Genomic DNA, 13,443 nt, shown 5'->3' on the forward strand with positions numbered 1-13,443 from the left:
ATGATAATGAAACCGCGTTTGCTGGCGTTAATTTGGTCATTGGTATTGCTGATAATCTTGGGTGTGTTTGGCTATCAAGCCAGCACCAAAAGTGCATTACCGATTGAAACTAATATCCTAGCGCTACTGCCAGAGAATCAACAAGATCCGGTCGCTCAACAAGCCTTTGATAATATTGCCAACACCATGAGCGATAAAGTGGTGTTTGTCCTACATCAAACACAGGGCCAAGATAAAACACTGATTACAGCGGTTGATAGTTTTAGCCAAGCCTTAACTGAATTGCCGATGTTTGATTCAGTGACGGCAACGGTGAGTGAAGATCAGCAGCAGGCGTGGGGTCAATACTACTTTCCTGCGCGAGCACAATTGCTAAGTGATAAACAAAAGCAACAGCTAACGAATAAACCAGAGCAACAAGTACAGAAAGTATTACATGCGTTATACAATCCTTTTTCTGGTGTTACTGGCGCTGAGTTAGAAAGCGATCCCTTTTTACTGTTTCGAGATTATTTATCAGGCTTGGTTCAAAGCTCAGGTAATATCCAAATTGAGAATGGCTACTTAACCGCCACGGTGGATCAACAGAAATACATCGTGATCACCGCCGATCTTGCCGGATCATCCTATCAGCTCTCTTTACAGCAGCAATTGCCTGATTTACTGGCAGTAGAGCAGAAGATAGAAACCCAGTTTGACGTTGATATTCAACATACTGGCGTTATCTTTTATGCAGCTCATGGAACAGAGAGTGCAAAAGGCGAGATCAGCACTATAGGGTTAGGCTCATTGATTGGTATTTTTGTACTGGTTTTAGTGGTCTATCGCAGTACGCTGCCATTAGCGTTAGCATTGTTATCCATAACCACTGGCTTATTCTGTGCCTATGTATTAACCATTAGCTTATTTGGGTCTATTCATTTATTTAGTTTGGTCTTTGGTGCCAGTTTAATCGGTGTCTCGATAGATTATGCATTTCATTTTTTAACTGATCGTTTAAATGCCGGAGCTAAGTGGAACTCTGTCGAAGGCATTAAACAGCTTTTACCTGCAATCACACTGGGCTTAATTACCAGTTTAATTGGCTATCTTGGCATGTTGATTGCGCCGTTCCCTGGCTTACAGCAATTATCCCTCTTTTCTGCGATTGGCTTAACCGCCGCTTATTTTACCGTTGTCTGTTGGTATCCTGTATTAGCCAGTAAGCCGAGTAAGCACCATGTTATTCCTGCTCAACGAGCATTAAGTCAATGGCTATTGGTATGGCAACAACCGCTGATCCGCTTAGTATTGCCACTGAGTCTTTTAATCGCTTCAGTATTTGGGGTAACACAGGCGAAATACGATGATGATATTCGCCAACTTCAAGCGCTTCCTCAAGTATTACAACAGCAAGAAAGAGAGATAAAAGCCATCACCGGTGTGGGTGGATCTCAACAATTATTGTTGGTCAGAGCAAAGACAGAAGAAGCATTATTACAAAAGTTAGAGCGAGTATCAGATAAGCTTGAGCAGGGTGGTAACTTTGGTGGTTTCCAATCCATCAGCCGCTATGTACCCTCACAAAAAACACAACAAGAGAACTATCAGCTTGTGACAGGTTTATATGAAGAGCAAGCGGACGCTTATCAAGAAGTGATACAGCAAAAGCAACCATTAGCAGCATTGCAGCCATATCAAGCATTAACGATAGAGGGCTTTTTAGCATCCTCAATATCAGAGACGGTGGGCTTTTTATGGCTTGGTCATATTGATGAGGTATTTGCTTCGGTGATCACCTTTAATCAAGAAGTAGACAGTGCCACATTGAGTGAATTTGCTAAAAATAATGACGCGACCTATCTCAATAAAGCCGAAGAAATTTCCACTTTATTTGCTCAATACCGTCAACGAATTACCGAGTTGTTATTAATCGCGTATGCGGCAATATTTTTACTGCTATTGCCACGCTATAAAGTCAAACAAGCCTTTTTAATTGTACTGCCTCCGTTTATTGCTGGTTGCGCAGGTCTTGCGGTAACTGTATTAACAGGGGTGCCATTAAATTTGTTTAATCTACTGGCCTTGATGTTGATTTTAGGAATAGGGATTGATTACACCCTGTTTTTTGCCGAGCAGAACAAACAAGTGGATAGCTCTCATAAAGAAAGTACCTTACTGGCGATTTCCTTATCGGCACTAACCACCATTCTTTCCTTTGGATTATTGGCTTTAAGTGAGACCCAAGCCATCCACAGTTTTGGTATTACGGTATTAACAGGTATCATTGTCGCTTGGTTACTTGCCCCACTCAGTCAATTAACACCCTCTCATATTCACAGTAAAAGGGATAGATAATGCAGAGTAAGCCGTTAACATTCCGTTATTTTAGAGTCTTTATTTTGTCGTTTATCCTTATGGGATGTGCATCAAAACCGATCAAACAGCCTAATCAAGTTGAGGTAGCTCAAGGCATCTTTGTTACCTTACCTCAACCTGATGAATATGGCAGTGACTTATCGTTGAGCCAGTTGATCTCGGTGGAGTTTCAAGGATCTAAACAACAGCTTCCTGTTCAATTACAGTTAACGGGTAATGATTTGGTTCTTGCTGGTTTTGCTTCATGGGGCTCTCGGCTACTTAGCTTAGATTATGATGGTTTAACCTTAGATACCTACGTGATGGCAGGGCTTACAGATACGCTTCCGCCTCCAGATCAAGTGTTGTTTAATGTGATGATTACTTTATGGCCTCTGCAAGCGTGGCAGTCACCACTTGATAGCATTGATTGGACATTAACTGAAAATGGCAATCATCGAGTATTACGTGATGATGCAGGTAATCTTGTACTTGATGCAACCTATGACTCTATCAGCGACAAATTTAGTGGAGATATTATTTTAAACAGTCCAAATTTGGGCTATGTGATCACCATTAAAACTTTTTCACATTCACAAGAAACACAAACTCAAAAGAATAATGGATAAATAAAATGAGTGACTTTCCTGTCTATATTCATGCCTGTGGTTCGCATTCCGCATTAGGCAAAGAGATGGCTGATATACATCAGACTCTTCAAGGAACTAAAGCGCCATCAATGAGAGTTGAAGAGGGATGGCTGAACGATGGAAAATCGACCGTTGTTGGAAAAGCAGAAGGTGAATTGCCAGCCGTTCCATCACGATTAGCCACATTTGATACACGAAATAACCAATTAGTACTTTCAGCATTACAGCAAATTGAAGCTCAAATTCAGCAAGCAAAAGAAAAGTACGGCGCTGATCGTATTGCTGTGGTGGTAGGGACAAGTACTTCAGGGATCTCTGATGGTGAAGTCGCGCTAAGTGCTAAGCTAAATACTGGCGAGTTTTCTGATGGCTATCATTATCACAAGCAAGAGCTGGGTAATCCTGCGGAATTTATCGCAGAGTATTTAGAGCTTACAGGTCCAACGTATGCAATTTCAACCGCGTGTTCTTCTAGCGGTCGCGTGTTTTTATCAGCAAAGCGATTATTAAAATCAGGCTTTGTGGACGCGGTTATCGTTGGTGGCACAGATACGTTATGTAAGTTAACGCTGAACGGTTTTAATAGCCTTGAAGCGTTATCAAATACGCCTTGTTTGCCATTTAGTCCAAATAGAAAAGGGATTAACATCGGTGAAGCAAGTGCGTATATGCTACTGAGCGCAGAGCAAAAAGACTCCGATGATCCCATTGCTCTATTAGGTGCAGGTGACAGTTCAGATGCGCATCATATATCAGCACCTCATCCAGAAGGAAAAGGCGCGATAGAAGCGATGGAGAAAGCTTTAAAAGATGCAGGACTTAATGCTACGGACATTGGCTACATTAATGCTCACGGTACAGCGACACCATTGAATGATGCGATGGAATCGAAAGCGGCGCATGCTGTTTTTGGTTCTCAAACACCAATCAGTTCAACTAAGCCATTAACCGGACATACGCTAGGGGCTGCGGGTATCATTGAGGCTTCAATTTGTTGGCATATACTCAAATTCAATTTAGCATTACCTATGCAAATCAACGATGGTGAGATTGATCTTGAATTAGCCGAGATTAACTTAGTTCAAAGTCAGAGTTTAGAAAAGAAAGCGATCATCAGTAACTCTTTTGCTTTTGGTGGCAATAATATTAGTTTAATTTTTGGGTATCATTCATGAGCCGTATTCCAGATTTAATCGACCTTTTACCTCATGATATGCCATTAGCTTTAGTTGATGAGTTGATTGATGTACAAGAGTTGTCTATTCATTGTCGAGTGACTATCAGTGATAAGAATATTTTCTTTAATCATGAAACCAAAACACTTCCGGCGTGGGTAGGCATTGAGTTCATGGCACAAAGTGTTGCTGGTTGGTCAGGTTATCACGCATGGAAAAAGGGCAATAAGCCACCGATAGGCTTTTTGCTCGGTAGTCGTAAATACCAAGCGGAGTGCAGTGAGTTTCAACAAGGCGACACACTCGACATTTTTGCAGAGCAAATACTTGAGAATAATGGCATGGCGGTATTCAGTTGTTATATTGAATCAAAAGGTCAGCAAGTGGCTTCGAGCCAGCTTAATGTATTTGTACCAACAGAAGAAAAATTAGAAGAGCTTCTCGCTCCTAAGCAAGACAAGCAGTAGAGGGAATAATGACAAGACAAGTATTAGTGACCGGAGCCAGTAAAGGCATTGGTCGCGCTATCTCAGAGCAGCTAGCAAAAGATGGGTTTTATGTAGTTGTTCACTATATGAGTGATCAAGCAGGCGCAGAGCAAACACTAGCAACGATTGAAGAAAACGGTGGCTCAGGGCGCTTAATTCAATTTGATATTAGCGATCGCGCACAGTGTAAAGAGAGATTAGAAAACGATATTGAAATTCATGGTGCGTATTATGGCGTTGTGAGTAATGCAGGTATTACTCGTGATACGGCATTCCCAGCAATGACAGAAGAAGAGTGGGATGGAGTTATTCATACCAACTTAGACAGCTTCTACAATGTACTTCACCCTTGCGTAATGCCTATGGTTCAACTACGTAAAGGTGGCCGTATTGTGACACTAGCGTCAGTCTCTGGCATTGTGGGTAACCGTGGGCAAACCAACTACAGCGCCGCTAAAGCGGGTGTTATTGGTGCGACTAAATCGTTAGCATTAGAACTAGCAAAACGAAAAATTACCGTAAACTGTGTCGCACCAGGTTTGATTGATACTGGCATGGTTGATGAGCATGTAAAAGAGCATGCATTACCACAAGTACCACTGCGTCGTATGGGGGATCCAGAAGAAGTTGCAGGGCTTGTGAGTTACCTTATGTCAGATGTTGCAGGTTATGTGACTCGCCAAGTTATTTCTATTAATGGTGGTTTAGTATGAGTCGTCGTGTAGTTGTAACTGGCATGTCTGGTGTTACCGCTTTAGGTAGTGATTGGAACACGGTAGGCGAAAACCTTCGTAAGTGTGAAAATGCCACCCAATACATGCCAAGCTTTGAAGTCTATGATGGCCTAAATACCAAGCTTGCTGCCCCGATTGATGACTTTACGTTACCAAAGCATTACACCCGTAAAAAGATCCGTTCAATGGGTCGAGTATCACTATTATCTACTGTTGCTTCTGAGCAGGCACTAGAGCAGAGTGGTTTGATTGGTAATGACGTTTTAACCAACGGTCAAACGGGTATTGCTTTTGGATCATCGACGGGCTCAACAGACGCTGTTGGTGCATTCGGTGTCATGCTGAGTGAGAAAAGCACCAAGGCTATTACTGCAACGACTTACGTAAAAATGATGCCTCATACCGCAGCAGTAAATGTGGGTTTATTCTTTGGTTTACGTGGGCGTGTTATCCCAACAAGCAGTGCGTGTACGTCAGGTAGTCAAGCGATTGGTTACGCGTATGAAGCCATTAAACACGGTTATCAAACCGCAATGGTTGCTGGTGGTGCTGAAGAGTTATGCCCAACAGAATCGGCGGTATTTGATACTCTGTTTGCAACAAGCTTAAAAAATGATGAGCCTAAAACCTCACCTAGTCCATATGATCAAGACCGTGATGGTCTCGTGATTGGTGAAGGGGCAGGTGCATTAGTATTAGAAGAATATGAACACGCCAAAGCTCGTGGCGCGACCATCTATGCTGAGTTAGTTGGTTTTGCGAGTAACTGTGATGCAGCCCATGTAACACAGCCTCAAATGGAAACCATGCAACTGTGTATGGAAATGTCATTAAAAGACGCGAACTTATCACCAGAGAGCATTGGTTACGTATCAGCTCATGGTACAGCGACTGAGCGTGGTGATATTGCAGAAAGTACAGCAACAGAAAACGTATTTGGCTCATCTATGCCAATCAGTTCACTGAAGTCTTACTTTGGTCATACGCTAGGGGCTTGTGGTGCGATTGAAGCGTGGTTATCGATAGAGATGATGCGTGACAATTGGTTTAGCCCAACCTTGAACTTGAATAATGTGGATGAGCGCTGTGGCAAGCTTGATTACATTACAGGCACAGGCCGTGAAATCGATTGTGATTACATCATGAGTAATAATTTTGCGTTTGGTGGCATTAATACATCGCTAATCTTTAAGCGTTGGACTGAAGCCTAGAAATAGCAGATAAGAAAAAACCGGTGAGGGGGAATTCACCGGTTTTTTTGTATCTTCAGATTGAGTATATCGAAGACAGTATAACTAATACAGCTTGATTAGTTTACCCAATCACGCAGTGTGAATGTTAATTCGTGATCTTGACCTTTAAGGATCAAGTTTTCTTTAGTTAGCGTAATGTCACTCCAAGTCGATAATGTTGCTGATACCGCTTGTTCAGTTGCCATTGCATCACCCATACACATTTTCATTGTCATTCCCATTTTTTCAATGCGGAATTGACCTTCTTCATTTAGCTCACCTTGGCCAAAGAAGTTGTTACAGCCAGCGTTACCATTAGCTGTCATTTTTTCGCCGATTTCAAGACGAGGTGCTTCCATTTCTTCAGAAGCAACGATGTCTTTACCATTAACTTGCGTTAACTGCCAGTTGTGGTGTTGAAGCATATCAGCAGATACTTGAGCATCAGTCATTACGTTATCGCCATTGCTTGCGCATGCAGCCATTAATACAGGTAGAGATACAGCCACTAATAATTTTTTCATTTTAATTCCTAATAGATTTATGACGTTTTGTTATTTTTTAATATGCAGAAGTATAGGAAAGAATACCTTACTATTGTCAGTAATACGTAAAAAAACCCATCCAATCGCACACATTTTATCAATTAAAATGCAAAGCGAGAAGAAGATATTAGTTTTATGAGAGGGTAGAAGGTGCCCTATAATAATGTGGCAGATAGATTAAAGCCCCGATACTGGTAATATCAGGGCTTTAAAGGGGTGTTATTTCAATTGGTAAGAGAGAAATAACTAATGCAAAAGAGTAAAACAGACTCGAATTAGATGCGGATGAAGTCCATGTGCTCAACTTTAGGCTTAAACGCGTGACGTTGAACGTCTTGCGGCTTAACCTTAACAGTAGCGCCATTGATTACTAGCTCAATTGCTTCGTAAAACTCAGGCTTATCCATTTGGTTGATGATATCACTGTGGATTAGTTCGATTGATACTGGAGCTTCTGTGCCACCGTAAACGATTGCAGGGAATTTACCAGCGTGACGAAGGCGGCGGCTCGCACCCTTACCTTGTTCAGTACGTACTACTGCTTCAAATTTCATAGTCTTTACTCTCAAAATAGTAAAATAAAAAAATGCCATTAAGCTTAGCGACCTAACTTAACAGACTTTTCGTTTCGAAAAAACGAGCGCGAATAATACCATCAGATGATTTATCTAACAACCTATTTTCGTATGTTTTAAATAGTATTTTGCTAATCTAAAGAAACGGCCATTAATATAGAGCATACATGGTATAAATCTTAGTTGGCATTGGATTGATTGATAAAAACGAATGGAGGAAAGTATGAAAAAAATAGGGATAGCTGCGTTATTTTCTTTTTCAGTGATAGCAGCGGATCACGCTCAAGAGATAGAGATCCGACAAGATAATTTTCAGTACCTCGATGCGACCGTTGATTTGTTAGATGATGAATTTGATAAAGACGTATTAGATTGGGATCGCATTATGCCATTAGCCCAAAGTGCGCATTTAACAGTAGAAGATCAGAAAACCCTGTTTCCAGAAGGAAGCGCAGACAACAGCCGAGCACGCACTAAAATTTGGACTCAAAAAGCCGAGTTTGAAGGTAAGTTTAATACCTTATCTCAGCAATTTATCTTAATTAGCGAAGCCGCAATAGAGCAAGATGACGTTGCTGCGCGAGCCGCGCTTGATAAAGCGTTCTCTCAGTGCCGCTCGTGCCACATGAATTATCGTTCACTGTGGTAATCGTGTTTTAAAAGCGGATGATCGTATAAACCGATCACTCTTCAAAGATCTTATCGCGAATTGACCAAAACTTACCTTGTTTACGCGCAATCACAAAGCTCGGTGGACGAAAACGGTGTTGGTTATTCGCGATTTTAATTGCCGTTGTTTCTTCAAATGGGCGGTGTCTATCGACTAAATGAGGGCGCACAAAGTGATCCAAAAATAATTGCTTCTGTTTTTTTGTCGCCATTTGCCATACTTCATGCAGCTCAGAATCATCGTCACCTAAATAAGTCACTTTAAGCTGTGGCTTATCGAACTGATTTTTCCCCGCGGTAAGGATTAAGTCGATGCAGTTGAGGATCCGAGCATCTTTTAATTTTAGTGCTTCTTTTAGCTTTTTATCGGGATCAACCAAGATCGCATCACATTCATGACAAATACGTGCCGCAATATCATTATCTGCACCACATTCATTGCAATATTTGGCTCTAAAACGATAGCCACACTCTTCACGAGTGCCTTCATCGTCTTCAAAATAGCCTTGGCAGCGACGTCCAAAGTGCTCAAGTAAAAAGCCATTACTGTCTAATTTACCCCAGAAGTTATTATTAAAACCACAAGCAGGGCAGGGAATGGTAATAATTTCACTGTTGCTATCAGGTTTGGGATCGCCCACTTCAGGTTGGTAGAGATCGTAGCAATTACCCGCGTAATCTAAAATCGTACATTCTGTTTTTCCTTCCGCTAGACGTAATCCACGACCAATGATTTGTTGGTATAAACTGACAGACTCTGTTGGGCGTAAAATAGCGATTAAATCAACATGAGGGGCATCAAAGCCCGTCGTTAATACCGAGACATTAACTAAAAATTTGGTTTGTTGTTTTTTAAAGCGCTGAATAATGGCATCACGCTCGATAACTTTAGTATCGCCAATCACCAATTCAGATTGCTCTGGCGGCAGTAGTGATAATATTTCTTGAGCGTGTCGCACCGTCGCAGCAAAGATCATCACGCCTTTTCTATCTTTGGCGTATTCGACGATTTGCTGAACAATTTGCGGCGTGGCACGTTTGGATTCTTCAATCACCAAATCCAATTCAGACTCTTTGTATTTACCGGTAGAGGCGGGTTTTAATTGCGAGAAGTCATAACTTAATACTGGCGCATCTAAGAGTTTTGCTGGCGTTAAAAACCCCTCATCCAATAGATATTGAATCGGCAATTCAAAAATACAATCACGGAAAAAACGAGGTGTATCAGTTTTGACTTGTCCACGAGTGTGGTATTGGTAAATCCAACCAATTCCTAAACGATAAGGTGTCGCGGTTAAACCAAGTACTTTAATACCCGCATTTTGGGTTTGTAAGTGCTCAATCACTTTACGGTAACTGGTGTCTTTGTTGTCTGGCACACGGTGGCACTCATCAATAACCAATAATGAAAATTGATCTTTAAATGAGTCAAGATTACGCACCACAGATTGCACCGAGGCAAACACCACTTTCTTATCCGTTTCTTTACGACCTAACCCAGCAGAGAAAATAGAGGCATCTTCACCATAACCTTCGTATTTTTCATGGTTTTGTTCAACAAGCTCTTTAACGTGAGCAAGTACCAACACACGACCTTTTGCTATTCGTGCTAATTCTGCAATCACCAAACTTTTTCCTGCACCCGTCGGCAGTACTAACACCGCAGGCGTCGTGTGTTTTCGGAAATAATGGATAACCGCTTTAACAGAATCTTGTTGATAAGGTCGTAATGTATACATGGATATAAACACAGTGGTAAAGACAAGTTAGCATCATATCAGAATATATAAAATTACTCTTTATTTAATGATGTAACCCATTTTTGGCAAGAGACAGAAGATAAACAGACAGCGATTAAGACCAAGGACAGTCATTCATCGCTTACTGTGTTATTTTAACCTTTCTAGTCAATGGCTAAAAATGATGATGGGATAGTTTTCCAAGTAAGATAATCACATCTTGACTTGCTTTTTCCATATTAGATAAATGCTGTTTCATTTGTGCCCACTCTTGTTTTTTTGCGGCCACAATGGCTTGCTGTCCAGAGTCATGAACCAGTTTATGAGGGGTATTTAGTTTTTGAAAATCGAGTTCCTGAGTTAAACATTGGTTAGTTTTCGATGAGAAATACCATTTACCTAATCGACATGCAGTATGGTTATTTACGACCGTATCAAAATCATGTCGAGCAATGGAATCATAAATACTCATTTTCCAGATAACATGATCAAGTTTTACCACATCAAGGAAGGCGTTTTTTTGAGAGTGTGATAAGTTATGACTGATTTCTTCTAATAGATCATTCGTTTTATTATCAGAAGTTTGTAAATCATTTGATAGTTCAGTCATGGATTTTAAAAAGTCGTCAAATTCATGTTGGCTTTTTAAAAGATCGGTTGATTTATCCTCAGCGTTCTTTAATTCAGCTTTGATGTCATTGGTTACGTTTAATGATTGGTTCGCAAGGGATCTTACTTCATTTGCAACCACAGCGAAGCCTCTTCCCATCTCGCCTGCTCGGGCCGCTTCTATTGAGGCATTAAGGGCCAGAAGATTTGTTTGGTCTGAAATTTCATCGATCCGTTTTGAGAGGTTTGCAATAGAGGCGACCGCTTCAGACATTGCAATCGCAGAGTTTTGAACATTTTCTTTTACAGAGAAGCCAAGATCTAGGCTGTTGGATAAATTAATTTTGCGATCTGTTTTTTCAATGTCTTTTGTATCATTTAATTCATTAGTACATTGTAAAATATCATTTCTAATAAGTTCTATAGCACTTTTTCCTTGCATTGAAAGAGTGAACCAATTTAATAATTGGTTGGTTTTATCTTCAAGTTCAAGGTTCTTTTTTTCTTTATTAGAAATGGTTGAGCGAGCGATTATTAGTTCTTCTTTTAATAAGGCTATTTCTTGATTTAACTCTTTATTTTGTTCTTTTAACTGCTTACTTTTTTTTAAAAACATAATCACTATAGCACTTTTTAACCAAAGCTATTTAGGCATGCAACAATCACGCCATTGCATATTTTGACATGTAATTTAGTTTGCTTAATGAGTCGTAATTGTTATGCTAAATAATAAATATTTATGCAAATATGGTGGGTATATTTGCATTTTTTAATGTCTTTTATGCAATACGATATATTGTGAAAGCCTGTGAAAACTCGTGGCTAAATATGTTTTGTTTTAACGTTCATATAATGAGTAAATATAATGTACGTTACTTATTCAATTTGATGAATAAAATTCAGGTATTTTATGAACGATGGCAAAATGAGCATGGTTAAGCAAAAAATAGGTGGATAGCAATTCTTTGACGCTTTCTTTCATTGAGTAGAATTCGTCATACTTTCTTGGATTATGAGCCAATTAAATTTAAGATAAAGTGATAAAAGAAAATAAATAAAACAAGTATGAAAAATCAATGTTAAAAGGAATATATTAATGCCCTTACTAAAACGCATACATAGTATTTTATTCGTCGCTATGCTTTCAGGGTGTGGTTCACTTCCTGACGATATTGAGCATACGAATGAATCGGTATCGGTGCCATTAAACAGCTCACTTTATCAATTAAGTCATACCCATCAACGAAAACCAAGTACATCTGAAACCAGTGCTGTTTTGTTGCAAGGCTCGGGCTGGGACGCATTAGCACAACGCTTAGCATTAATTGAGACCGCAGAGCACAGCGTTGATATTCAATATTATATTTGGAACTCAGACGCCTCGGGTCATTACCTTGCAAGTCGCCTATTAGCGGCAGCAGATCGTGGTGTTAGAGTGCGTGTCTTGTTGGATGACATCAATCTCAATGAACGTGAAGATCTACTTGTGGCGTTAAATGCGCATCCTCATGTTGAGATCCGAGTATTTAATCCCATTCCCACTCGTCGTGGCGTCACAAAGTGGGTGAACTTCTTAGGGGATTTTTCTCGTTTAAATCGTCGTATGCATAATAAATCATTCACCGTTGATGGCGTGTTTTCTGTTGTTGGTGGGCGCAATATTGGTGATGAGTATTTTGATCTTTCTAACGAGATTAACTTTCGTGACCGTGATGTATTCGTTCGAGGTTCAGTCGTTCGTGATATACAAACCAGTTTTATCGAGTATTGGGACAGCCGTTGGTCTTACCCTGTGGATTTATTAGCAAAAGAAACCTCACAAGAAGCACTCTTACAAAAACAACCAGTGTTAGATGAGATAGATGCTCCAATTTATAAAAACTACCCAGCCCTACCTGAGGGTAATGAAACTGCACATCAATACTTAGACGATTTAATGGATAAAATGACTTGGGTTAATGCTGAGTTCGTATTTGATCGCCCTGTACCGCTGGATAAAGACAATACAGATGAACCAAAAGAGACAGCAAAAGCGCTCGCGAAATTAGCCAGTGAATCAGATAAAGAGATCTTATTAGAGTCGGCTTATCTCATTTTTGATGATAACCAACTTAAAGGGTGGCAAGTGCTGATTAATTCTGGCGTTGAAATAAAAGCACTCACTAACTCAATGGCATCGAACGATTTAACCACTAATCACTCAGGTTACGCAGGTCGCCGTAAGGGAATGCTTGAGCACGGCATTCAGCTATATGAATTAAAGCCAGAAGCTGGGTTATGTGAAGAATCGACGAGAGATATCTCTAAGTGCGCACCAATATTGCCTTATGGACTTCACGCTAAGTCTGCTGTTTTTGATGATCGTATCGCGAGTATCGGCTCTTTTAACTTTAATTTACGCTCAACGTACCTGAATACCGAATCGATTTTAATTATAGAAAATCAAAAAATCGCACAGCAACTCACTCAAGATATTGAACACGCCATGGATGAAGAAAACAGCTGGCATCTAAAACTGCAAGAGGGTGATGTTCGTTGGTATTCAGGCGATAAAAGCTGGGAAGATGAACCAGAAACTGGCCGATGGGAGCGTTTTCAATCTGGGTTCTTGCAGTTATTGCCAATAGAGAAGTATTTGTGATGTGGGTAGGGCTTTAAAATAACTAAAGAAAAACACCGATAAACGATAC

Annotated in this window: 12 protein-coding genes and 1 pseudogene; 8 read left to right on the top strand and 5 right to left on the bottom strand. The window is 40.4% G+C overall.

Going from position 1 to position 13,443, the window contains the following annotated elements:
• From PVK62_RS07540 to PVK62_RS07565, 6 genes are read left to right on the top strand one after another with little or no spacing between them, the layout of a single operon-like run.
• Window positions 1–2,337, top strand: a complete 2,337-nt coding sequence (locus PVK62_RS07540) for an MMPL family transporter (protein ID WP_274443792.1) — start codon at window positions 1–3, stop codon at window positions 2,335–2,337.
• Window positions 2,337–2,966, top strand: coding sequence for a DUF3261 domain-containing protein (locus tag PVK62_RS07545; protein ID WP_274443793.1), 630 nt, complete (start codon window positions 2,337–2,339; stop codon window positions 2,964–2,966). Before PVK62_RS07540 ends, PVK62_RS07545 begins: the two co-directional genes overlap by 1 nt.
• 5 nt (window positions 2,967–2,971) lie before the next feature.
• Complete coding sequence (locus tag PVK62_RS07550; RefSeq protein WP_274443794.1) at window positions 2,972–4,162, top strand: beta-ketoacyl-[acyl-carrier-protein] synthase family protein; 1,191 nt, start codon at window positions 2,972–2,974, stop codon at window positions 4,160–4,162.
• Entirely contained in the window at window positions 4,159–4,629 is a 471-nt protein-coding gene (locus PVK62_RS07555) for a hotdog family protein (protein WP_274443795.1), read from the top strand. The genes PVK62_RS07550 and PVK62_RS07555 overlap by 4 nt, the downstream gene beginning before the upstream one ends.
• An 8-nt stretch (window positions 4,630–4,637) precedes the next feature.
• Complete coding sequence (locus PVK62_RS07560; RefSeq protein WP_274443796.1) at window positions 4,638–5,363, top strand: 3-ketoacyl-ACP reductase FabG2; 726 nt, start codon at window positions 4,638–4,640, stop codon at window positions 5,361–5,363.
• Window positions 5,360–6,595: a beta-ketoacyl-ACP synthase gene (locus PVK62_RS07565; RefSeq protein ID WP_274443797.1), complete on the top strand. Its 1,236-nt coding sequence runs from the start codon at window positions 5,360–5,362 to the stop codon at window positions 6,593–6,595. Before PVK62_RS07560 ends, PVK62_RS07565 begins: the two co-directional genes overlap by 4 nt.
• A gap of 98 nt (window positions 6,596–6,693) precedes the next feature.
• Here the strand turns inward: PVK62_RS07565 and PVK62_RS07570 are convergent, their stop codons facing one another.
• Both PVK62_RS07570 and rplY read right to left on the bottom strand, forming a co-directional pair.
• Window positions 6,694–7,140, bottom strand: coding sequence for an META domain-containing protein (locus PVK62_RS07570; protein WP_274443798.1), 447 nt, complete (start codon window positions 7,138–7,140; stop codon window positions 6,694–6,696).
• 296 nt (window positions 7,141–7,436) lie between these two features.
• Complete coding sequence (gene rplY, locus PVK62_RS07575; protein WP_130048037.1) at window positions 7,437–7,715, bottom strand: 50S ribosomal protein L25; 279 nt, start codon at window positions 7,713–7,715, stop codon at window positions 7,437–7,439.
• Between the two features lie 244 nt (window positions 7,716–7,959).
• Here rplY and PVK62_RS07580 point away from each other — a divergent pair, with 244 nt between their 5' ends.
• Window positions 7,960–8,385, top strand: coding sequence for a cytochrome c (locus tag PVK62_RS07580; RefSeq protein ID WP_274443799.1), 426 nt, complete (start codon window positions 7,960–7,962; stop codon window positions 8,383–8,385).
• Between the two features lie 34 nt (window positions 8,386–8,419).
• Here the strand turns inward: PVK62_RS07580 and PVK62_RS07585 are convergent, their stop codons facing one another.
• From PVK62_RS07585 to PVK62_RS07595, 3 genes and pseudogenes are all read right to left on the bottom strand, one after another.
• Window positions 8,420–10,144, bottom strand: coding sequence for a DEAD/DEAH box helicase (locus PVK62_RS07585; RefSeq protein WP_274443800.1), 1,725 nt, complete (start codon window positions 10,142–10,144; stop codon window positions 8,420–8,422).
• A gap of 175 nt (window positions 10,145–10,319) precedes the next feature.
• Window positions 10,320–10,754 (bottom strand): CZB domain-containing protein, encoded by a 435-nt coding sequence (locus PVK62_RS07590; RefSeq protein ID WP_443111765.1) that lies wholly within the window; start codon window positions 10,752–10,754, stop codon window positions 10,320–10,322.
• Window positions 10,746–11,369, bottom strand: a pseudogene (locus tag PVK62_RS07595) (methyl-accepting chemotaxis protein); the annotation flags it as partial. The pseudogene PVK62_RS07595 and the gene PVK62_RS07590, both read right to left, overlap by 9 nt.
• A gap of 480 nt (window positions 11,370–11,849) precedes the next feature.
• Between PVK62_RS07595 and PVK62_RS07600 the strand changes: the two are divergent.
• Window positions 11,850–13,394, top strand: a complete 1,545-nt coding sequence (locus tag PVK62_RS07600; RefSeq protein WP_274443801.1) for a phospholipase D family protein — start codon at window positions 11,850–11,852, stop codon at window positions 13,392–13,394.
• Window positions 13,395–13,443 lie beyond the last annotated feature (49 nt).

The sequence above is a fragment of the Aliivibrio sp. S3MY1 genome (genome assembly GCF_028765575.1).
In the GTDB taxonomy this organism is placed as follows: domain Bacteria; phylum Pseudomonadota; class Gammaproteobacteria; order Enterobacterales; family Vibrionaceae; genus Aliivibrio.

What these genes read in the sequence shown, in the direction of transcription:
- PVK62_RS07540 (WP_274443792.1), top strand. Translation starts at nt 1, where the DNA reads ATGATAATGAAACCGCGTTTGCTGGCGTTAATTTGGTCATTGGTATTG.
- PVK62_RS07600 (WP_274443801.1), top strand. Translation starts at nt 11,850, where the DNA reads ATGCCCTTACTAAAACGCATACATAGTATTTTATTCGTCGCTATGCTT.
- PVK62_RS07565 (WP_274443797.1), top strand. Translation starts at nt 5,360, where the DNA reads ATGAGTCGTCGTGTAGTTGTAACTGGCATGTCTGGTGTTACCGCTTTA.
- PVK62_RS07590 (WP_443111765.1), bottom strand. Translation starts at nt 10,754, where the DNA reads ATGACTGAACTATCAAATGATTTACAAACTTCTGATAATAAAACGAAT.
- PVK62_RS07585 (WP_274443800.1), bottom strand. Translation starts at nt 10,144, where the DNA reads ATGTATACATTACGACCTTATCAACAAGATTCTGTTAAAGCGGTTATC.
- PVK62_RS07580 (WP_274443799.1), top strand. Translation starts at nt 7,960, where the DNA reads ATGAAAAAAATAGGGATAGCTGCGTTATTTTCTTTTTCAGTGATAGCA.
- PVK62_RS07545 (WP_274443793.1), top strand. Translation starts at nt 2,337, where the DNA reads ATGCAGAGTAAGCCGTTAACATTCCGTTATTTTAGAGTCTTTATTTTG.
- rplY (WP_130048037.1), bottom strand. Translation starts at nt 7,715, where the DNA reads ATGAAATTTGAAGCAGTAGTACGTACTGAACAAGGTAAGGGTGCGAGC.
- PVK62_RS07570 (WP_274443798.1), bottom strand. Translation starts at nt 7,140, where the DNA reads ATGAAAAAATTATTAGTGGCTGTATCTCTACCTGTATTAATGGCTGCA.
- PVK62_RS07550 (WP_274443794.1), top strand. Translation starts at nt 2,972, where the DNA reads ATGAGTGACTTTCCTGTCTATATTCATGCCTGTGGTTCGCATTCCGCA.
- PVK62_RS07555 (WP_274443795.1), top strand. Translation starts at nt 4,159, where the DNA reads ATGAGCCGTATTCCAGATTTAATCGACCTTTTACCTCATGATATGCCA.
- PVK62_RS07560 (WP_274443796.1), top strand. Translation starts at nt 4,638, where the DNA reads ATGACAAGACAAGTATTAGTGACCGGAGCCAGTAAAGGCATTGGTCGC.